The organism is Dactylosporangium sp. NPDC050588 (assembly GCF_040654975.1).
Classification (GTDB): Bacteria; Actinomycetota; Actinomycetes; order Mycobacteriales; family Micromonosporaceae; genus Dactylosporangium; species Dactylosporangium maewongense.
Map to the genome: position 1 here is coordinate 1 of NZ_JBFAJA010000118.1, position 19,726 is coordinate 19,726.

At 71.0% G+C, this 19,726-nt stretch carries 21 protein-coding genes and 1 pseudogene; 12 read left to right on the top strand and 10 right to left on the bottom strand.

Features of this window, described 5'->3' with window-relative positions; genetic code table 11:
- Positions 1-95 (top strand): annotated as a pseudogene (locus tag AB0I21_RS51015) (dCTP deaminase); the annotation flags it as partial.
- Between the two features lie 7 nt (positions 96-102).
- Here AB0I21_RS51015 and AB0I21_RS51020 read toward each other — a convergent pair.
- The 5 genes from AB0I21_RS51020 to AB0I21_RS51040 all read right to left on the bottom strand — a co-directional run bounded on the left by AB0I21_RS51020 (position 103) and on the right by AB0I21_RS51040 (position 5,771).
- Positions 103-1,032 carry a hypothetical protein gene (locus tag AB0I21_RS51020; RefSeq protein ID WP_360572289.1) on the bottom strand — a complete coding sequence of 310 codons (930 nt, stop codon included), beginning with the start codon at positions 1,030-1,032 and terminating at the stop codon, positions 103-105.
- A gap of 166 nt (positions 1,033-1,198) precedes the next feature.
- On the bottom strand, positions 1,199-2,452 hold the full coding sequence (locus tag AB0I21_RS51025) for a delta-60 repeat domain-containing protein (protein WP_344501503.1): 1,254 nt from the start codon (positions 2,450-2,452) through the stop codon (positions 1,199-1,201).
- Positions 2,453-2,527: 75 nt separating this feature from the next.
- Positions 2,528-2,938: a globin gene (locus AB0I21_RS51030; RefSeq protein WP_360572291.1), complete on the bottom strand. Its 411-nt coding sequence runs from the start codon at positions 2,936-2,938 to the stop codon at positions 2,528-2,530.
- Positions 2,935-4,500 (bottom strand): MFS transporter, encoded by a 1,566-nt coding sequence (locus tag AB0I21_RS51035; RefSeq protein WP_360572293.1) that lies wholly within the window; start codon positions 4,498-4,500, stop codon positions 2,935-2,937. The genes AB0I21_RS51030 and AB0I21_RS51035 overlap by 4 nt, the downstream gene beginning before the upstream one ends.
- A gap of 233 nt (positions 4,501-4,733) precedes the next feature.
- Positions 4,734-5,771 (bottom strand): mechanosensitive ion channel family protein, encoded by a 1,038-nt coding sequence (locus AB0I21_RS51040; protein WP_344501500.1) that lies wholly within the window; start codon positions 5,769-5,771, stop codon positions 4,734-4,736.
- A 211-nt stretch (positions 5,772-5,982) separates the two neighbouring features.
- Here AB0I21_RS51040 and AB0I21_RS51045 point away from each other — a divergent pair, with 211 nt between their 5' ends.
- Entirely contained in the window at positions 5,983-6,525 is a 543-nt protein-coding gene (locus AB0I21_RS51045; RefSeq protein WP_360572295.1) for an HNH endonuclease, read from the top strand.
- Positions 6,526-6,530: 5 nt separating this feature from the next.
- Here the strand turns inward: AB0I21_RS51045 and kynU are convergent, their stop codons facing one another.
- On the bottom strand, positions 6,531-7,766 hold the full coding sequence (gene kynU / locus AB0I21_RS51050) for a kynureninase (RefSeq protein WP_360572297.1): 1,236 nt from the start codon (positions 7,764-7,766) through the stop codon (positions 6,531-6,533).
- A 116-nt stretch (positions 7,767-7,882) separates the two neighbouring features.
- Between kynU and AB0I21_RS51055 the strand changes: the two genes are divergently transcribed.
- Entirely contained in the window at positions 7,883-8,185 is a 303-nt protein-coding gene (locus AB0I21_RS51055) for a hypothetical protein (RefSeq protein WP_344501497.1), read from the top strand.
- The gene (locus AB0I21_RS51060; protein WP_354900557.1) at positions 8,172-8,576 is read left to right on the top strand and encodes a DUF5130 family protein; all 405 of its coding nucleotides are present in this window, start codon (positions 8,172-8,174) and stop codon (positions 8,574-8,576) included. The genes AB0I21_RS51055 and AB0I21_RS51060 overlap by 14 nt, the downstream gene beginning before the upstream one ends.
- Positions 8,577-9,233: 657 nt before the next feature.
- Here AB0I21_RS51060 and pepN read toward each other — a convergent pair.
- Positions 9,234-11,825 carry an aminopeptidase N gene (gene pepN, locus AB0I21_RS51065; protein WP_360572340.1) on the bottom strand — a complete coding sequence of 864 codons (2,592 nt, stop codon included), beginning with the start codon at positions 11,823-11,825 and terminating at the stop codon, positions 9,234-9,236.
- Between the two features lie 160 nt (positions 11,826-11,985).
- Here pepN and AB0I21_RS51070 point away from each other — a divergent pair, with 160 nt between their 5' ends.
- The 3 genes from AB0I21_RS51070 to AB0I21_RS51080 are packed head-to-tail and all read left to right on the top strand — an operon-like array spanning position 11,986 to position 13,337.
- Positions 11,986-12,615: a disulfide bond formation protein DsbA gene (locus AB0I21_RS51070; protein WP_360572300.1), complete on the top strand. Its 630-nt coding sequence runs from the start codon at positions 11,986-11,988 to the stop codon at positions 12,613-12,615.
- Positions 12,616-12,640: 25 nt separating this feature from the next.
- Positions 12,641-13,006, top strand: coding sequence for a hypothetical protein (locus AB0I21_RS51075; protein ID WP_344501494.1), 366 nt, complete (start codon positions 12,641-12,643; stop codon positions 13,004-13,006).
- A gap of 13 nt (positions 13,007-13,019) precedes the next feature.
- Positions 13,020-13,337: a DUF3817 domain-containing protein gene (locus AB0I21_RS51080; RefSeq protein ID WP_344501899.1), complete on the top strand. Its 318-nt coding sequence runs from the start codon at positions 13,020-13,022 to the stop codon at positions 13,335-13,337.
- On the opposite strand, the gene AB0I21_RS51085 is transcribed toward AB0I21_RS51080, so the two are convergent.
- A complete protein-coding gene (locus AB0I21_RS51085; protein ID WP_360572302.1) occupies positions 13,305-14,237 on the bottom strand; it encodes a cation diffusion facilitator family transporter in 933 nt (310 codons plus the stop codon). The genes AB0I21_RS51080 and AB0I21_RS51085 overlap by 33 nt on opposite strands.
- 128 nt (positions 14,238-14,365) lie before the next feature.
- Here AB0I21_RS51085 and AB0I21_RS51090 point away from each other — a divergent pair, with 128 nt between their 5' ends.
- The 5 genes from AB0I21_RS51090 to AB0I21_RS51110 all read left to right on the top strand — a co-directional run bounded on the left by AB0I21_RS51090 (position 14,366) and on the right by AB0I21_RS51110 (position 17,056).
- Positions 14,366-14,794: an ATP-binding protein gene (locus tag AB0I21_RS51090; protein ID WP_360572342.1), complete on the top strand. Its 429-nt coding sequence runs from the start codon at positions 14,366-14,368 to the stop codon at positions 14,792-14,794.
- Positions 14,795-14,963: 169 nt separating this feature from the next.
- Entirely contained in the window at positions 14,964-15,140 is a 177-nt protein-coding gene (locus AB0I21_RS51095; RefSeq protein WP_344501491.1) for a hypothetical protein, read from the top strand.
- Positions 15,141-15,157: 17 nt separating this feature from the next.
- The gene (locus AB0I21_RS51100) at positions 15,158-16,324 is read left to right on the top strand and encodes a DUF1015 family protein (RefSeq protein WP_360572304.1); all 1,167 of its coding nucleotides are present in this window, start codon (positions 15,158-15,160) and stop codon (positions 16,322-16,324) included.
- 56 nt (positions 16,325-16,380) lie between these two features.
- Positions 16,381-16,569, top strand: coding sequence for a hypothetical protein (locus AB0I21_RS51105; RefSeq protein WP_360572306.1), 189 nt, complete (start codon positions 16,381-16,383; stop codon positions 16,567-16,569).
- Between the two features lie 13 nt (positions 16,570-16,582).
- Positions 16,583-17,056 (top strand): ribose-5-phosphate isomerase, encoded by a 474-nt coding sequence (locus tag AB0I21_RS51110; protein ID WP_360572308.1) that lies wholly within the window; start codon positions 16,583-16,585, stop codon positions 17,054-17,056.
- Positions 17,057-17,307: 251 nt separating this feature from the next.
- On the opposite strand, the gene AB0I21_RS51115 is transcribed toward AB0I21_RS51110, so the two are convergent.
- Positions 17,308-17,727 carry a hypothetical protein gene (locus AB0I21_RS51115; RefSeq protein ID WP_360572310.1) on the bottom strand — a complete coding sequence of 140 codons (420 nt, stop codon included), beginning with the start codon at positions 17,725-17,727 and terminating at the stop codon, positions 17,308-17,310.
- Positions 17,728-18,430: 703 nt separating this feature from the next.
- Positions 18,431-19,657 carry a GNAT family N-acetyltransferase gene (locus AB0I21_RS51120; RefSeq protein WP_360572312.1) on the bottom strand — a complete coding sequence of 409 codons (1,227 nt, stop codon included), beginning with the start codon at positions 19,655-19,657 and terminating at the stop codon, positions 18,431-18,433.
- Positions 19,658-19,726 lie beyond the last annotated feature (69 nt).

Here is a 19,726-nt window from a genome sequence, read left to right on the forward strand (position 1 = left end):
ATCCCGGGGAGTTCGTGCTCGCCTCGACGCTGGAGGTGATCAGCCTCGGCGATCAGCTCGCGGGCCGGCTGGAGGGCAAGTCGAGCCGGGGCCGAACTGTTTTCAGTCCTTGTTCGCGGCCGCCAGAGCCGTGGCGAGCGACTCGTTCTGCGCCTTCAGCGCGTTGATCTCCTCCTGCAGCCGGGTCACCTCGGCATGGGTCTCCTCGCGGACCGCACGGATCTCGGCGAGGATCGGCGCGGTGTCGACGGTCCCGCCGCCGGCCTGGATGATCGAGGTCAGCGCCTGGATGGCGGCGATCGCCGCCTGGTCCCGCTGCGCGTCCGCCACGGACGCGGCCCGGGCCTCGTCACGGGCCTGCTGGGCGAGGTGCATGGCGATGTACGCCCGGCGGTGGGCGCCACCGAGGATCGTCGCCACGTCGAGCGTCTCGGGCCCGGTCGGCAGCGGAACGCCGTCGGGCGCCTCGTACAGCGGGATCGTGATCCGGTCGCCGAGGTTCATGTCGTCTCCTGTCATACCGCGCATGCGGGCGAGTGGGTCGTAGCCGTCGGCTCGGGCGTCGTTGTCGGCGTCGGACCGGCCCGAGACGTGCACGTGTCCGCTGTCGGTCGAGGACCGGGTGGTCCGCTGGAACTGGTTGCTCCTGCTCGTCCACCGCTCCTGGCGGCAGGCGCCGTCCTCGTCGGTCCAGTTGATGTACTTGATCCACATCGCGCCCGGCACGCCGGCGTCGCGGTCGCGGATCATCTGACGGGCGATGTCGGCGTTTTCCTTGCGGTGCGCCTTGGAGTCCGAACGCGGCATGATGTCCAGGCCGCGGGCGTTCCAGCGCTGGTTCTGGCCCGGGAAGCCCGTCGTGGAGTAGGGCGTGTGGTCCTCGGGCGGCTCTGCCTTCTGGTGGCCCTCGTCCGGGAAGTCCCAGACGGTGATGCCGTGCTTGAGCAGCGCCGCCTGGACCGCTCGTGCCGGGCGGATCAGGGTGTACGGCCGGCCGGCTCTGATCCAGTCGCGATAGCCCTGCGATGCCATTGGTTCCGTCCCTTCGCATCCATGCTCCTCAAAACTATTCGCCGCCATAGCCGTGTGCACCGACACGTGTCCGACATTCGACTGGTCGTCGCGGAGAGTGTGGCCACGCGTACACACGAAAACGGCCCCCGTCCAACAAGACGGGGGCCGTGCGAACCAGATACGTCTACAAGGGGAGCATCGCCAGCCTGGCGTGCCATTCGCCGCCGATCTTCTCCGTGTCGGAGCCGACCAGGAGGCCGTACGGGGTCGCGAGCAGCGCCCTGGCGCCGACGCCCCGCGGCTCCCGCTTGGGGTTGAACGAGGTGGCCTTGCCGCTCACCGGGCTGATCGCGGCGATACCGGGCCGGCTGACCGCGCCCTTGCCGGCGGTCTCCTTGCCGAACGGGTTGTCCATCCAGCGCTGGTGGCCGCCGACGTACACGGCCGCGCCGGTGTCGGCGACGGAGTACAGCGAGTCGCCGCCGGTCCAGTTGGTCCAGATCGGCTTGTGCAGGCCGGTGCCACGCAGGTCGAATCGGGCGGCGGTGTCGCACATGAGGTGGTCGCCCCACTTGCGGCCGGTCGTGACGACCGTGGCGTAGGTGCCGGTCGGGTCGAAGTCGACGCCCCGCAGGTAGGTCTCGAAGCCGGCGCGGCACGGCTTGGTGTAGACGTCGGTGTACCAGTCGGCGAGCCGGGCCGAATTCGAGGCGTTCTCGATGACGACCAGCTGGGCGCGGTACTGGCCGAACGCCTGCTCCACGGCGCCCACGGCGGCGAGCCGGTTGCCATCGGGGCTGATCGCCAGGTCCTCGAGCTTGACCCGGGTCAGGTTCGGCGCGGCGAGCCTGGCGTCGAACGTCGTGTCGGCCAGGCCGCTGGTGGCGTTGAGACGGGCCAGCCCGGCCCGCTTCTGGCCGCCGATGGAGGAGAACGAGCCGGCGGCGAACAGCCACGGCCCGTACGTGACGAGGCTGCGCAGGTCGCCCCAGTTGATCTCACCGGTGAACGCCGGCACCCGCTTGCCGTCGGCGAGGCTGAGCTGCGCGAGGCCGCGCTGCGCGCCACCGCCGATCTTCTTGAACGCGCCGCCGGCGTAGACGGTGTTGTTGGGCCCGGCGGCGAGCGTGAGGACCGCGTCGTCGGCCTCCGGCGCGAACGGCAGGATCTCGCCGGTGGCCACCCGGTACGCGAAGATGTTCTTGCGCTTGAGCTTCGCGCTCTTGCCGGCCGGGACGACGGTGGTGAAGTCGCCGCCCACCACGACGACGTCCCCGACGAGCGCGAACGCGCGCACCTCGCCGTCCAGGACGTTCGGCGTGTTGTCGGCGGGGTTCGTCGACACGGTCGTGGCGTGGTTCAGCGCCGCCGAGGCGGGGATCGCGACCGCGAGCGCGGCCAGTGCGGTAGCGGCGGCGGCGATCAATCGTCGGCGCATACGTGCGGCTCCTTCGTCAGTGCCAGGGGAAGCGCCCAACATGGGGCGCATACCCCACTAACGAAGGAAAGTTACCTAAGACACGATGTGTCCGATATGGCCGTCCTCGGGGGCGTTGACCATGAAGTGCGCGGCGCGCTCCAGGTACTCCCACAGCACGGCCTCGGCCTCAGGCTCCAGGGCGATCGCGTCGACCGCCCGCCGCATCTGCCGCAGCCACGCGTCGCGCTCGGCCGGGCCGATCACGAACGGCGCGTGCCGCATCCGCAGCCGGGGGTGGCCACGGGCCTCCGAATAGGTGCCGGGGCCGCCCCAGTACTGGATCAGGAAGAGGCGGAACCGTTCGTTCGCCGGCCCCAGGTCCTCTTCCGGATACAGCGGCCGCAGGATCGGGTCGTCGGCCACGCCGGCGTAGAACTCGTCGACCAGCTTGCGGAACGTCGGCTCGCCGCCGACGAGCTCGTAGAAGTTCGGGGAGGACGTCACCCGTCAACTATGCCGCGACCGTGGCTCAACGATCGCGGCGGGAGCGCACCGAGGTCCGTCGTGCGCTCGCTGAGGTCGACCGTGCGCTCCTCCGGGTCGGAGACCGGCATCCGGCGCTGCGCCGGGCCGCGCTCCGCGGCGTCGGGGTCGGCGCTGGGCTCGGGGCCGGGCATCCGGCGCTGCGCCGGGCCGGGCGACGGGCGCGAGCGGCGGGCCGCGAGCGGCGCGCGGCCGAGGTCGATGGTGACCTCGCCGAAGTCCTCGTCGGCGCCGGGGCTGGCGGCGTGCGCGTCGGCCGCGACCTGGACCTTGTTGGCGGCGATGGCGTCGGCGATCGTGGCGTGCGCCGGCCAGGTGGCGACGATGACCGCCATCACGACCACGCCCGCGATCGCGAAGTAGCCCACTACCTGCGGCAGCGGGTTGTGGGTGGCGAGCCAGCCCGTGAAGAGGATCGAGCCGCCCTGGATGAGGTGCACGCCGCTCTGCATCACGCCGAACGCGCGCGCCCGGTACGCCGGCGGCAACACCTGCACGAACAGCCCGTTGGTGGCCGGCAGGGTCCCCGACAGGGCGGCGCCGGAGATCAGGGTCATCGCGAGGACCCCGTAGATGTTGAGGTCGAACAGCGCCGGCACCAGCGCCAGGGGCGTGAGCAGGGAGAACGGCCGGATGAAGGCGTTGCGGCGCTGCGGCTTGACCAGCCAGGTCATCACGATGCTGCCGGCGACGAAGCCGACCGCCGCGGCGACCATGATCGTGCCGAGGTAGACGGCGTTGGGGCCGCCGGCGAGGTCGGCCGACCAGGCCGCGGCGAGACCCTCGGGCACGACGCCGAAGCAGACCCCGCAGAAGACGACGAGCGCGATCGAGCGCATCACCGGCGAGCGGAACACGACCGTGTAGCCCTCGGCGGTCTCCCGCAGCAGGTTGGTGCGCTTGTCGGCGGTGAGGCTCGGCGTGCGCTCCTGCACCCGGACCGCCACCAGGAGGGCGGAGAGGCCGAAGCTGGCGGCGTTGAGCAGCAGCGCGTAGCGGGCGTCGACGGCGGTCAGCGCGGCGCCCACCGCATACCCGGCGATGAGCGCGAACTGGCCGGACGTGCGCTGCAGGGTCAGCGCGGTGACGTACCGCTCACCCTGCAGAATGCGCGGCAGCAGCGCGGAGCGGGCGCTGTCGAACGGGGGGCTCAGCAGCGCGCTGATGAACAGCAGGCCGATCAGGGCGCCGACCGGCAGGCCGCCGAAGACCGCGAGCGCGGTCATGATGCCCATCCGGATCAGGTCCGACAGGATCATGATCTTGCGGTACGAGTGCCGCTCGGTGATCGCCGACAGCACCGCGCCGATGCCGAGCCACGGCAGGTAGCTGATCGCGAACGCCGCCGCCGACGCGATCGGTGACTCCGTGCGCAGGTAGACCAGCGCGATGACGGCCGCCCGCGCGGTGCTGTCGCCGAACCAGGACAGCGCGCTGGCGGCGAATACCGCACGGTACTCGCGGTCGGCCAGCACCTCCCAGGCGCCGGCCGGGCGTTCGGCGGACTCGTCGGGATCAGACACCGGTGGAGCCCCCTTTCCATCGGTCACGACAGCGGCGTCGAGCGTTCGCGGGCGCGGCCGAGCCGGTCTGTGTCGGCGTCGAGAGGGGTCGAACGACGCCGGACCGGGACACTGTGCAGCGATGCACCTGAACGAACGGACGATAACCGACTAGCCACCCGATGCGCGACCCTACCCAGTGGGCTGGCCGCAAGTGACCGCAAGATCGGACAAAACCATCGGTATGGTCAGAGTCAGGTCGGTCCGCCCGGGCCACCGTCGGGCCCGCCGTCCGCGGGCGGGCGGATGAACATGCGCGAGGCGTTGATCTGCGCCGTGATCCCGGCCTTCTCCAGGGCCTCGGTGAGCCGTCGCCGCAGCTCCCGGCCGACGCGCCACTGCGCCTCGGTCGACGTCTTGACGGTCGTGCGCAGCACGGCGCCCTCGACCGTGAGCTGCTCGACCCCCAGCACGGTGGGCGGGTCGATGAAGTCGTCGACGAAATCGGGGTCCTCCGCGACCGTCGTGGCGGCCTCGCGCAGCACCGCGGTGGCCTGGTCGACCGCGACGAACCCGACCGGCACGTCGATGTTCACCACGGCCCAGCCCTGGCTCTTGTTGCCGACCCGGACGATCTCGCCGTTGCGCACGTACCAGACGACGCCGCCCGCGTCCCGGATCGTGGTGATCCGCAGGCCGACCGCCTCGACGGTGCCCACGGTCTCGCCGATGTCGACCACGTCCCCGATGCCGTACTGGTCCTCCAGGAGCATGAACAGGCCGGCGATGAAGTCCTTCACCAGGTTCTGTGCGCCGAAGCCGATCGCCAGGCCGGCGATCCCGGCGCTGGCCAGCAGCGGCCCCAGGTTGAGGCCGATCTCACCGAGCACCAGCATGGCCGCGATGCTGAACACGACCGCCGAGGCGATGCTGCGCAGCACCGAGCCGAGCGCCCGGGCCCGCTGGTTGCGCCGCTCCCACGGTGCGGTCAGTGCGTTGGGCAGCCGCCGGCGCAGCGGGCGCAGCAGCGAGCCGCCGGTCTCGTTGTCCGAGACCGTGTGCCTGATGAGGCGGTCGATCGCCCGGTGGATCACCCAGCGGACCAGGAACGCGAGGACGATGATCAGCACGATGGTCAGCGGCTTGACCAGCACCCAGTAGCTGCTCTCGGCCAACCAGGTGATCTTCGTCTGCTCGTACACGAACTCGCAGAACCCGTTGTCGGAGCAGCTCGGAGTGGGATCGGGCGCGGGCGCCGGGGTGGGCGCGAGGGCGAGCACGCTGCTCAACAAGCACTCCTTGCAAACGTTGCGAACCGGGGGAAGTCCACACAAACACTCGGTGCGGGTGGGCGAAGGTTCACTCGCCGGCCGCAAATAGTACGTGCAATCCGAGGATCTATCAGGGACGATTAGCGCACGGACCCCCACCTCGGTGGCCCGCCACACAGACCTTCTCAGGGCCTTCTACAGGGAGTTTCCTTCACGCACTAGGGGGACGGCGATGCCTGACATACGACCCGCACGAGTATCGGGTGCGCTGGTTTTGAATGCCACCTACGAGCCGCTGTGTGTCGTGTCTGTCAGACGTGCCACCATCCTGGTCCTCACTTCGAAGGCGGTCTGCGTCGCTGACGGTGAGGGCATCCTGCACAGTGCGATGAACGAGCTTCCCGTGCCTTCCGTGGTCAGGCTCACGCGCTACGTGCGAGTTCCGTACCGCACGCACATAGGCCTGTCGCGCCGGGGCATCTTCGCCCGCGACGGCTGGCGGTGCGCCTACTGCCGCGGCCCGGCCGAGACCATCGACCACGTGATGCCACGCAGCCGTGGCGGGCGGCACGCCTGGGACAATGTGGTCGCCGCCTGTGCCCGCTGCAACCACACCAAAGGTGACAAAACGCCAGCCGAACTCGGCTGGCGTTTGCTTACCAGCCCGCATGCGCCCAAGGGCGTCGCGTGGCGGGTCCTCGGTCACCGCACCCCCGACCCGCGCTGGGCGGACTGGCTCGACATGCCGATGGACAGCCAGCAGCTCGCCGCCTGACCGCATCACGTCACCCGGCCGGCGGCTGCTGCGAACTCACGGTAGGAGCCGCTGGTCAGGATGCCGCGCAGCCGTGTCATGCCCTCCCATACGTCCACGAAGCGGGTGTAGAGCGGCGCCAGCCCGATCCGCAGCCGCTCCGGGGTCCGGAAGTCGGGGACGACCCCGGCCGCCTTCAGCGCCTGGCAGATCTGCCACGCCTGCGGGTGGTGGAAGGTCACGTGCGAGCCCCTCCGTGCCGGATCCACGGGGGAGGCCAGCGTCAGCCCGTCGCTGAGTTGGATGGCGTACGAGGTGAGCTCGGCACTCTTGTCGTACAGACTCCGGATGCCGGCCTCGGCGGTGATCCTGGCGCCCTCCAGCGCGGCGTATCGGCCGAGGATCGGTGGCGTGCCGACCTGGAAGCGCCCGATCGACTCGACCAGGTCGTAGCCGGCGCCCATGGCGAACTGGTCCCGCTGGCCGAACCAGCCCCAGATCGGCTGCCGCAGCCGCTGCTGCAGGTCGCGCCGCACGTACAGGAACGCCGGCGCGCCGGGCCCCGCGTTGAGGTACTTGTACGTGCACCCGACCGCCAGGTCCGCCCCCGACTCCCGCAGCGGCACCGGCACCGAACCGGCGGAGTGGCACAGATCCCACAGTGTGAGGGCCCCCACCCGGTGCGCGGCAGTGGTGATCGCCACCATGTCGGCGATCGCACCCGACCGGTACGCCACGTGCGACAGGCACACCAGCGCCACGTCGTCCTCCAGCGCCCGGGCGACCGACGCCGGGTCGATGCCCTCGTCGATGTCGGTCGGCACGACCCGCAGCTCGAGGTTCCGCGCCGAGGCCAGGCCCTCCAGCACGTAACGGTCGGTGGGGAAGTTGTCGTCGTCGGTCACGATGACGCGTCTGCCGGGGTTCGCGTCCAGCGCCGCGGAGGCCAGCTTGTACAGGTTGACACTGGACGAGTCGGACAGCACGACCTCGCCCTGGTCGACGCCCAGCACCCCCTCGGCGATCACGTCACCGGCCTGTCCGGCCAGGTCGATCCACCTGTCCCAGCCGCGGACGAGCTCGCCGCCCCACTCCCGGTCGACCGCGTCGCGCAGCCGGTCACGCGTCGTGAGCGGAAGCCGGCCGAGCGAGTTGCCGTCGAAGTACACGAGCTGCTCGTCGGCGATGTGGAAACGCGCGCGGAAGTGGCCGATCGGGTCCTGTGCGTCACGCGTTTCGGCATACTGGCGGCTGAGGTCCATGGCCCCGACGGTATCGTCTGCGAAGATCGGCAAGACCCCCGGCAACGCGCTGGTCATCGTGGACCGCTAACGTGAAGCCGGTCTTTTAGTCCCTTCGACGCCTGGGGGCGTTGAGCTTGTCCATCATCGAGACGACGCTGATCTTCGCCGGCATCCCGGCCGTGGTCATCGTGCTCATCGCGGGCGCCAACTACGCCGGCGGTGCCCGGCGCGCCCGGCGCTACCGGCCGGGCCGGCCGTTCGAGTTCACGCCGGTCTGGTTCCTGTCCGTGCCCGAGCAGGTGACGCAGGCGGCCAAGGCCCGCGAGCTCACCGGCGCGCGGCGGGCCGAGCTGACCGCGGGTGCGCCGGCCGTGACCGAGTGGTCCGGCGACCGGGCGCAGCCGCACGCCATGGGAGGCGCAAGTGACCGGTGGTAACGGAGCTGGCCTGAAGGGCCAGCCCGACGTCCTCAACGGGCCGTTCACCACGCGCCAGCTGCTGCGCCTCGACGAGGCGCTGCGCCTGGCCGACTCCTCGACCGGCCTCACCTTCAGCATCTACGTCGGCGACCTCGACGAGCCCGTCCGCGGCCACGCCGAGCAGCTGCACGGCCAGCTCGCCGACCCGCCGCACTCCGTGCTCATCGCGGTGTCGCCCAACCAGCGCATCCTTGAGATCATCACCGGCGGCGAGGCGCGCCGCCGCCTCCCGGACCGCGCGGCCAAGCTGGCCGCCCTGTCCATGGCGGCCGCCTTCGGCGGCGGCGACCTCGCCGGCGGCCTGGTCGCCGGCCTGTCCCAGCTCGCCGACCACGCCGGCCGCCACTGACCGCACCACCGCTCTTCCGCTCTTCCGCACGCGCGGCGGCCCCCTCCTCCGGGACCCGCCGCGCGTCTGCGTCTCCCGCACGCCACCTCTTCATGATCCGGAAGAGTCCTCGCCGCGACAGCGCCAGAAGTCTTCCGGATCACGAATTCCGGAGATCGACCCACGCGGATGCGGTCCGCCCGGTCCCTGTGCGGTGCCCCTTCGGCCGCTCGGGTTGCTCAGCGCTCCCGTCGGATATGTCCGCTGCGCGAACATATCCGACTTATCACCATATGGCGGGCTACGCCGCCACTCACGATGATCCGGTAGAGGCTGTGTAGCCCTGGGTGCACAAGGTCTTCTGGATCATGGGGGGGTGCGGGGTTCGGCGACGGGTTCGATGTGGTCGGCGCGGGCTCCGCATGCAGTGGCGGGCCTGGCTTGTGTCTGCGGGGTGTCGGCGTGATCCGGAAGGGTTGTTGCTGTCTGGGCGGCAAGAAGTCTTCCGGATCATGGGCGGGGTGGGCGGCCTCGTCGTGTTCCGTGATCCGGTAGAGGCTGTGTAGTCCTGGGTGCACAAGGCCTTCTGGATCATGGGGGAGCGCAGCAGGAGCGCTGTAGAAGTGAAGGACGGACCCGGCCGGGTGGCTGGGTCCGTCCTTCAGAGGGGCGAGCGGGTCAGTCGGCGGCGGCGTCCTTGGCGCGGGCCTTCAGGGCGCGGACGATGCCGTCGCGGCCCTCGCCGACCAGGCGGCGCAGCGGCGCGGGCCGGCCGGGCTCGGCGAGCCACGCCTCCGTGCGGGCGACCGTGTCCTCGCTGACCTGGAACGACGGGTAGCCGAGCTCGACGAACTCGGCGGCCGGCTCCGAGTCGCGGTTCTCCCAGACGGTCGTCAGGGCGTCGAAGAACGCGGGCAGGAACGGTGCGGTGAGGGTCACCTGCGCCGAGTGCTGGAAGCCCTGCAGCAGCGACCGTTGCAGCCAGTTGGGCAGGTGGTGGTCCTCGACCAGGCGGCGCCAGGTCTCGGCCTTCGCCTCGGCGGTCGGGACGAGGGCGCGGGCGAGGGCGGCCTGGCGCTCGCCGCTGGCCGTGCGGTCGCGGTCGAGCTCGGTCTCGATCTGGGCCGGGTCGGCCGCGCCGTTGGCGATGAGGGCGTGCAGGATGCCCCAGCGCAGGTCCGCCTGGATGGTGAGACCGGAGGGGACGTCGACGCCGTCCAGCCAGCCCGTCAGGACCGCGAGGTCTTCGGGGGTACGGGCGGCCGCGGCGAACGAGCGGGCCCAGGCGAGCTGGAAGCCGCTGCCGGGCTCGGCGTTGCGGAGGGCGACCCGGGCGGTGGCGGCGAGGACGCGCCAGCCCTCCGGGGCCCAGGCGGGGTCGGCGTAGAAGACGAGCGCCGACTGCGCCTGCCGGATGGTCGCGGTGACCAGGTTGATGTCGCGCTCGGCGGGCAGGCCCGACGCGACCAGCTTGATGTAGTCGCGCACGGCGAGTTCCGCGTCGCGGACCATGTCCCACGCCGCGGTCCAGACCAGCGCCCGGGCCAGGGAGTTGTCCATGCCGAGGATGTGGTCGGCGACGGTGTCCATCGAGCGGGGGTCCAGGCGCAGCTTCGCGTACGTGAGGTCGTCGTCGTTGAGCAGCAGGACGTCGGCGGCGCGGCGGCCGGCGAGGGTGGTGATCTCGGTGCGCTCGCCGTCGACGTCGGCCTCGACCAGCTCGCGGCGGATCAGGCCGGCGTCGGTCACGTCGTACAGGCCGATGCCGATGCGGTGGGTGCGCAGCGTCGGGTAGGCGGCGGGCGCCTCCTGCACGACGACGACCTGCTCATACGTGCCGTCGGCGGCGATGGTCAGCTCGGGGCGCAGGGTGTTGACCTGCGCGGTCTCCAGCCACTGCGCGGCGAACTTGCGCAGCTCCTTGCCGGAGGCGGTCTCCAGGGCCGACAGCAGGTCGTCGAACGTGGCGTTGCCCCACTGGTGCTGCTGGAAGTACGCGCGGAGGCCGGTCGTGAAGGCCTCGATCCCCACGTACGCGACGAGCTGCTTGACGACGCTGGCGCCCTTGGCGTAGGTGATGCCGTCGAAGTTGACCTCGACCGCCTCGACGTCGGGCATCTCGCAGTAGACGGGGTGGGTGGAGGACAGCTGGTCCTGCCGGTAGCCCCAGTTCTTGCGGATGGACAGGAACGTCGTCCACGCGTCGGTGAAGCGGGTCGCGCGGGTGTTGCACCAGTGGCTGGCCCACTCCGCGAACGACTCGTTGAGCCACAGGTCGTCCCACCAGCGCATGGTGACGAGGTCGCCGAACCACATGTGGGCGAGCTCGTGCAGGATCGTGTTGGCGCGCTGCTCGTACTCGAAGTCGGTGACCGGGGAGCGGAAGATGTAGTGCTGCTCGGCGTGCACGACGCAGCCGAAGTTCTCCATCGCGCCCGCGTTGAACTCCGGCGAGTACACCTGGTCGTACTTCGGCAGCGGGTACCGGATGCCGAACTCCTGGTGGAAGAAGTCGAAGCCCTGCTTGGTGATCAGCAGGATGTCGTCGGCGTCCAGGTACTGCTTCATCGACTGGCGGCAGAAGACGCCCAGGTCGATCCCGTCGTGGCTGTCGCGGACCTCGTGGTACGGACCGGCGCAGATCGCCGTCACGTAGGTGCTCATCCGCGGCGTGGGCGGGAAGTGCACGGTGAGGCCGTCGCGCCGCTCCGGCGCCATGTTGGAGATGACCCGCCAGTGCGCCGGTGCCGTCACGTGGAACGTGAAGCTGGCCTTCAGGTCGGGCTGGTCGAAGCAGGCGTAGACCCGCTGCGCGTCGGTCGTCTCGAACTGGCTGTACAGGTACACCTCCTTGTCGACCGGGTCGACGCTGCGGTGCAGCCCCTGGCCGGTCGTCGAGTAGGTGCCCACGGCCTCGACGACGAGGATGTTCGTGGCGGCGAGGCCGGGCAGGCGCAGCCCGGTCTGCGGGGACCACTCGGACGTGTCCACGACGGCGCCGTTGAGCGTCGCGCTGAGCACCTCCGTGACGGCCAGCTCGATGAAGGTCTCCGCACCCGGCTCGGTGCACGAGAAGCGCACCTCGGTGGTCGTGCGGAACGTGCCCTCACCTGGGTAACCGGCGCCGTCCGTCAGGTCGAGACTGATGTCGTACGCCGCAACGTCGAGCAGGCGGGCCCGGTCGACCGCCTCAACCTGGCGTAGGTTGCGTACACCGGCCACGTGTCGTCTCCTGTCGTTCGCTGTGGCCGTCCCCGTCGACGGCGCCATCTCAGAGTCTTCCACGTCCATGGCGGACACCGGAGGAGTGGCTCAGGTCACCCCAAGCTCGCCTGGCACCCGAGGCCCACGGAACGTAAGGATCGAATCGGATTCCCGACTCTTTCAGTAGCGTTGCTGTAGAGCCTTTTCGAGTGAGGTGTCGCCGCCAATGGCAGAAGAGCGCATCATCGCAGACATGTGGTTCGACCCGCGGTGCCCGTGGGCCTGGATCACCTCCCGCTGGCTGCTCCACGTGGAGCAGGTTCGCCCAGTTGACGTGCGGTTTCATGTCATGAGTCTGTCGATCCTCAACGAGGGTCGCGACGATCTGCCGGACCGATACAAAGAGGGTCTGGCCAAGGGTTGGGGGCCGGTCCGGTTGGCGATCGCCGCCGAGCAGAAGTTCGGCAACGACGTGCTCCGCCCGCTGTACACGGCGCTCGGCACCCGGATCCACCACGAGAAGCAGGAGCTCGGCCCGGAGCTGTACGAGGCCGCGCTCGTCGAGGCCGGCCTGCCGGCGCAGCTCGCCGGGTACGCGGACTCCACCGAGTTCGACGAGCAGCTGCGGGAGAGCCACTTCGCCGGCATGAACCCGGTCGGCATGGACGTCGGCACGCCCGTCATCCACGTGCCGGGCCAGGACGGCAAGCTGATCGCGTTCTTCGGCCCGGTCGTCACGCCGGCGCCGAAGGGTGAGGCTGCCGGCCGGCTGTGGGACGGCACGCTCCTGGTCGCCGGCACGCCCGGCTTCTACGAGATCAAGCGGACCCGCGACGTGGGGCCGGTCTTCGACTGATGCGGAAGCGGTAGGCTGCCTACCTGTGCGGCGGTTCCTGACTCCTCGGTGGGTGCTCTGGCACGTCCTGGCGCTCGCCGGGGTGGCCGTGTGCCTGGTCGCCGGTCGCTGGCAGTATCAGCGGGCGGCCGCCGGCAACATGCTGAGCTGGGCTTACACCGTACAGTGGCCGCTGTTTGCGCTTTTTGTAGTGTTTTTGTGGGTGCGGGCCGTCCGGGACGTCCTCGGGCCGAGGCCCGTGAAGACCCAGGAGCCGCTGCGCCCCAGGGCCGCACGGCCCGCGCCCCGGCCCGCCACCGCCGACGATGATCCAGAGCTCGCCGAGTACAACCGCATGCTGGCCTGGCTCGCCGCCAATCCCGACCGCCGTCCCGGCGACTTCCCAGGATGAGGTTCCCGTGCCCTTGAACAACGCGCTCGTGCGCTTCCGGATCATCGCCTGGATCGTCGGCGTGCTGCTGGTCGTGCTCACCGTCGGCACCGTGCTGAAGTACGCCGCCGACGAGGAGACGATCGTGGCGCTCGTCGGCCCCGCGCACGGCTTCCTCTACATGGCCTACCTGGTGCTCGCCGCCGACCTGGCCCGCCGCGCGAAGTTCAAGCTCGGCTTCACCCTGCTGGTGCTGCTGGCCGGCACGGTGCCGTTCCTGTCGTTCGTGGCCGAGCGGGTCGTGACCCGCCGGGTCCAGTCAGCCCGACCCCTTGTAGGAAGCGCCGTGTGAGTCGGCGCAGTGCTCGGTGTCGAGCGTGTGGTCGACCTGCAGCGTGGTGTGCTCGATCGCGTACCGCTCCCGGAGCCGCTCCTCGATCGCCTCGCGCACCGCGTGGCAGTCGCCCGACGGCGCCACCAGCACGTGCGCGGACAGGGCCGGATAGCCGGAGGTGACCTGCCAGACGTGCAGGTCGTGCAGCTCGACCACGCCCGGCACGCCGACCAGCTCGCGGCCGAGCGCCGCCGGGTCCAGCCCGGCCGGCGCGGCCTCCAGGAAGATCCGGCCCGACTCGCGGACCAGCCCGAGCCCTGAGCGCACCATCAGCGCCGCCACCACCAGCGAGGCGATCGCGTCGGCCCGGTGGAAGCCGGTGAGCAGCACGACCAGACCGGCCACGGCCGCCGCGACGAAGGCGAACAGATCCGTCAGGACGTGCTGGAACGCGCCCTCGACGTTGAGGCTGGAGCGGTCGGCCCGGCGCAGGATCCACACCACCAGCAGGTTGACGGCGGCGCCCGCCAGGGCGGTGGCCAGGACCGCGCCGCCGCCCACCGACGGCGGGTGCGCCAGCCGGACCACCGACTCGTAGCCGATCCAGACGGCCAGCAGGAGCAGAGTCAGCCCGTTCGCCTGCGCGGAGAGGATCTCGGCGCGCTTCAGCCCGAACGTGAACCCGCCCGAGGGCGGGCGCGCCGCCAGCCGGGTCGCGAACAGGGCGAGGGCGATCGCCGCGGCGTCCGACAGCATGTGCGCCGCGTCGGACAGCAGCACCAGCGAGTCGACCATGACGCCGACGGTCACCTCGACCGCCATGAAGCCGGTGATCAGCGCCAGCGCGACACCCAGCAGCCGCCGGTCGGCGTCGGCCGACGGGGCGTGGTGGTGGTCGTGATCGTGGTCGTGCCCCATGCCAGCCATCTTATGCGTGCTTCGCTATATGACGGCAGCGGTTGCGGCGCCCCGTTTCTGTCGCCGTGAGCCGGGGCATCTAATCAGTACGACGTTGCAGTGCGATGAAGGAGGGCTGGTCCGTGGGCATGGAAATCCAGCTGACGCTCTCGTTGCCACGCGATCGGTCCACCGTCCCGCTGACCCGCCGCGTTCTCGACGCCGCCCTGGGCGTGTTCTCCGTCACCCGGGACTGCCGCGACGACATCGGCCTCGCCGTCGGGGAGGCCTGTGCCAACGCTGTGCAGCACGCCGGCGCCGACTACCAGGTCACCGTCACGATCCACGAGGATCGCTGCGTCATCGACGTCGTCGACGAGGGGATCGGGATGTCCGCCGACGCCGACATCTCCCCGGAGTCCGAGCCGTCCGCGGATCCCGACATCGCGGAGAGCGGTCGCGGGCTGCGGATCATCCATGCCCTCGCGGACATGGTCGAGCTGCGCCGCCACCAGCCGCACGGGGTGGCGCTGCGGATCGTGAAGATGCTGACGAGGGTGACCCCGGCGACCGTCTGACCTCACCCTTTGATCGTTCCTGCCCGTCCTGGTGATTTCTGGACAGAACCATGCCGTCGATCGGCGAGCGGGTCTGCAATGGAGCCGCACAGCCGGTGCGACTCCGGCCCATCTGGGCACCGTTGCGCAGTGTGCAACGTCACCCAACGAAGCCGGAGGGCTCACCATCATGACCACGCCGACCATCCCCGTCGAGACCCGCTGGACGGTGCAGGAACGCGCCTGGAAGCAGGAGCTGCCAGACCTGCCCGACGACGTCATCGCGCTGCTGGCCCCACCGGTCGTGGTCAGCGCGTCCACCATCGCGGGACGCACCGTCCCCCGCACCTCCCCGCGGGATGTCTGAGCTATACCGTTTCGTTCATGACGGTTGCGTACCCGATCGCCCACGCCTGGCTGTCCGCCGGAGGCACCGGCGCGCAGAATTACGACGAGTTCGCCGACGACGCGGAGATCACCGCGATCATCGCGGCCAACCCGTCCAGCGCGCTCGCCATCGAGATGCCCCATCGGGCGCCGGACAATGTCGGCCGCTCCTTCACCGACAGTCTTCCCGACGCCGTGAGCCGCCTCCAGGCGGCCAAGGACGCCGGGCACTACACCGCGGCCGACGACGTGGTCGTGCTGTACCGGATCACGTCGCCCGACGGCGCCCGGGCCTACGGCCTGTGGTGCATGGTCGCCACCGACCAGATCTCCACCAGCGCCGACGAGCCCGGCGCCGTGATCCGCAACGAGGACGTCTTCATCGAGAAGGTCCGCGAGCGGGTCGCCCTCGCCGAGGCCACCCGGCACCTGCTGTCGCCGGTGCTCCTGCTGCAGACCGCGCACGGCGAGGCGCTGCACGCGGCCATCGCCCAGGCCGTCACCCACGCCGGCAGCCCCGCGGTCACCGACGTCGACCCCGCCGGCCGCAGCCACGAGATCTGGGCCGTCGGCGCCGGCACGACCCGCGACCGGCTCCTGGCGCTCGCCGGCGGCGGTGAGCTCGTCGTCGCCGACGGCAACCACCGCAGCCTCGCCGCGCAGACCGCGGGCTACCCGCGCTTCCTCGCCGTGGTCACCACGCCCGAGTCGGTGGCGATCCAGCCCTACAACCGCCTGGTCTCCGAGCTCCCCGGCGACGTGTCGTTCGGCGGCACCGCGCTGGACGCCGCCGAGGTGCCGGCCTCCGGTGGGCGCGTCCACCTGTACACGCGGGACGGCGCCTGGTCCGTCGAGCTTCCCCGCGACGCGGACGGCGGCGTCATCGACAACCTCGACCACGCCCTCGTCGAGCGCCGGCTCTTCGCCGAGACCCTCGGCCTCGACCCGGGCGACAAGCGCATCACGTACGTCGGCGGCGACTACCCCGCGTCGTGGCTGCGTGACGAGGTGGACGCGGGCCGCGCCGAGCTGGCCGTGCTCATCGCCCCCGTCACCGTCGACGACTTCGTCGCGGTCAACCTCGCCCGGCAGAAGATGCCCCGCAAGAGCACCTGGTTCACCCCGAAAGCACGCGCCGGGCTGGTCGTCGCCCAACTGTCGTAGCTTCACCCGATCGTGGTAGACACTAGGCCGCTTCGTCTACGGCCTGGGGTGTGCACATGCAGATCTTCATCGCGGCGATGGTCGCCGCCTTCGGTATCGGCGCCTTTGCCGCCGCCTCCCTCGTCTGGGACCGGCGGCGGCACTGGGGCCTCACCGGTGGCGCCACCGCCGGATGGGTGTCCGGGCTGCTCTTCGTCGGTCTCGCCCTGGTGGTGGGTTCGTGCCTGGGCCTGATCCAGTTCTGACAGACTTCCCGGTATGCGCGTCTATCTTGGTTCGGACCATGCCGGCTATGAGCTGAAAGTGCACCTGGTCGGCGCCCTGCAGCTGCAGGGTTACGAGGTCGTCGACGTCGGCCCGGCGAAGTTCGACCCCGACGACGACTACCCGGCCTTCTGCTTCCACACCGGCGCCCGCGTCGTCGCCGACCCCGGCAGCCTCGGCGTCGTCATCGGCGGGTCGGGCAACGGGGAGCAGATCGCGGCCAACAAGGTCCTCGGGGTCAGGGCCGCCCTGGCCTGGAACCTGGAGACCGCCCGCCTCGGCCGCGAGCACAACGACGCCAACATCGTGGCCGTCGGCGCCCGCCAGCACACGCTCGACGAGGCCACCGCCCTCGTGACGGCGTTCCTGTCCACGCCCTTCTCCGGCAACGAGCGGCACGCCCGCCGGATCGCGCAGGTCCTGGACTACGACACCACCCGCGTCCTGCCGCCCTTGCCCGAGTCCTGACAGCCGCCCTGCCCTGCGCTGCTCTGCTCCTGTACGGATCTGCTCCGCTCCTGCACAGGCATCGATCAATGCCCTGAAAGGCCCCTTTTCCGAATCGACGCTGCGCGATCCACCCCCAATTCAATCGCTGAAACGGGGGTGGATCGCGCACTGTCTATGGGACAAAAGCCGCAAACCCGCGCATTGACCAATGTCTGTGTTGTGTGCCGACGGTGGGGTGGCCGGTCAGGTGCGGGGGGTGGCCTGGTGGGTCAGGTGCGGGGGCGGTGGCCGGGGCGGGTCAGTTCTTCGCGGGGGACCCAGCCGCGGCGGATGATCTGCAGGTCGCGCTCGGCGGCGGCGAGGTCGTCGTCCGTGGGGCGGGCGGCGTCGCGGGCGCGCATGGCGGCGGAGACGCTCACCTGGGATGCGCCGCCGCCGACGAGGCCGCGTAGGCCGCGTTCGGAGACCACCTCGTCGTGGTGGTGATGGTGGTGGTTGTCGTGGTGGTGATCGTGATCGCGGTCCTGGTCGTCCCTGGGGTGGGCGGGGTGCCGGTCGGTGTGGTGGTGGGGATCGGTGTCCGCGGTTTCGGGGTCGTGGACGTTCGCGGTCATGGCGAACGCGCCCGACAGCTCCGCGAGCTGGGCCGGGCTCGGCGGGGCCGGGCTGGTCGGGGCGGCGCTCGGCACAGGCGTGCCTTCGGGTCCTCGTGAAGGCGTGGCGCTCGGCGAGGGCGCCGCTCCCGCTCCTTGCGGAGAAGTGCCGCTCGGTCCCGCCCCCTGCGGAGGCGTGCCGCTCGGCGAGGGCGCTGGTCCTGCTCCTTGCGGTGAAGTGTCGCTCGGTCCCGACCCATGTGAAGGGCTGCCGGGCGGCGCGGGGGCGCCGGGCAGCGGAGGAGCGCCGGGCGGTGGCGGGGGTGAGGGGGTGTCCTGGCCGCTGCCGGAGGGGCGGCCGGTCGATGCGAGATCTGCCGGGGAGACGGCGGACTGAGCGGCGGCGGTCGGCGGGCCGGAGGTCGGCTGGGTGCTGACCGGGGGGTGGATCGGCGGCCGGGGCACGGGCGCGTGGGGCTTGGCCGTCACCGCCGCTTCCGCCGTCGCCGCTTCCGTCACCGCACCTTCCGTCAGAGCCGGTTCCGTTGCCGCCGCTTCCGTCGTTGTCGGGTCCGCCACGGGCGCGTCCGCCGGCGGGGCCTCGGAGGGGGTGGCGGCAGCTGGTCGTACATCGGCCGCAGACGCATCGGGAGCGGTGCCGGCGGCGGGGTCCGGGTCGTCCACGGCGGGTGGCTGGGCGTCGGTGGTCACCGGTTGGTGATGCCGCATGCGGCGCCGCCGGCGCTGGATCCCACCCACAGCACAGACCCTACCCGTTCCTGGGCCCCGAGTAGAGGGATCAGAAGATCTCGATCGATGCGGGGGCGACGTGCCAGCCGAAGGCGGTGCTCGCCGCGGCGACCGCGCCGGGGCGGTGCTCCTGGACGCGGCCGGTGGCGGCCAGGGCGCCGAGGGTCGTGCCGCCGAGGTACGCGGCGCCGAGCTCGAGGATGTCGCAGGAGAGGTCGGCGGGGGCATCGGTGGGGGAGCAGTTGACCAGGGCGCCTCCGGCGCCGGCGCGCAGGCGCCAGCGGCCCGCGTTCGCAGGCAGGAGGGCGTCGGTGACCTCGATGACGACGTCGACGGGGGCGGCGTACTTGCGGGAGGTCAGCGCTCTCGGCAGGTCCACGATCCGCAGCCACAGGCCGTCGCCGACCTTGCCGGCCAGGCGGCGGGGCTCGTCGACCATGTGGAAGATCGGCTCGTCGACGCTGGAGAGGCCCATGACGACGGTGCGGGTGAGGTCGACGCCGAGCAGGAAGCGCCACAGCGCGGCGTAGGCGTGGGGCGTCGCGGCGACCAGCTCCACGACGTTGACCTCGCCCTTCGGGCCGTTGTCGTCCCACTGGCTGCGGACGCGGTAGCGGGTGTACCCGTCGACGACCCCGTCCGCGTTCTCGAACAGCACGGCACGCGTCGCCGTGTGCCCGTCGCGCTCGGACTCCAGGTCGGTGGTGAGGAACGTCCACCAGGCGTCGCTGCGGGAGGACAGGCCGGGCCGGCCGGCGAGGGCCCGCGCATACACCTCGGACAGCTCCTTGAGCACCTCGGTGGGCGCCGCGCCGCGCAGGTGGCCGGCGCCGGTGCCGATGGTGCCGCGGATCGCGACCTCGCGGCGGTCGGCGCGGATGGTGACGTTCTGCGACGCGAGGCCGTAGCCGAACCGCTGGTAGATGCGGCCCTCCGACGCCCACAGCACGGCGACCGCCTCCGGCACGGTGGTGAGCTGCTCGGTCATCATGCGGCGCAGCAGGCCCTGGCGGGTGTGCACGGGGGAGACGGTCACCGCGGTCACGTGGGCGGCGGGGATCACGGCACCCGGCACGGCGAGGTCGCGGGTGAGCGCGCCGGCGGTGCCGACGATCCGGCCGTCCGACTCCGTCAGCAGGTACCGCGCCGGGTCGAGCACCAGGTGGAGCTTGCTGCCCGGGTCGGGGGCGCCGAGCCCGTTGAAGTTGGACCGGATCACCTCGCGCATGGCGGGAAGGTCGGCGGGTGTCGCGGCGCGCAGCGTGTATCCGGTCACGCAGTCGTGTCTACCTCGTGACCTCCACTGAGCGCGACCGATTTCGTGGCGTGGTTACTCTCGGAAGTG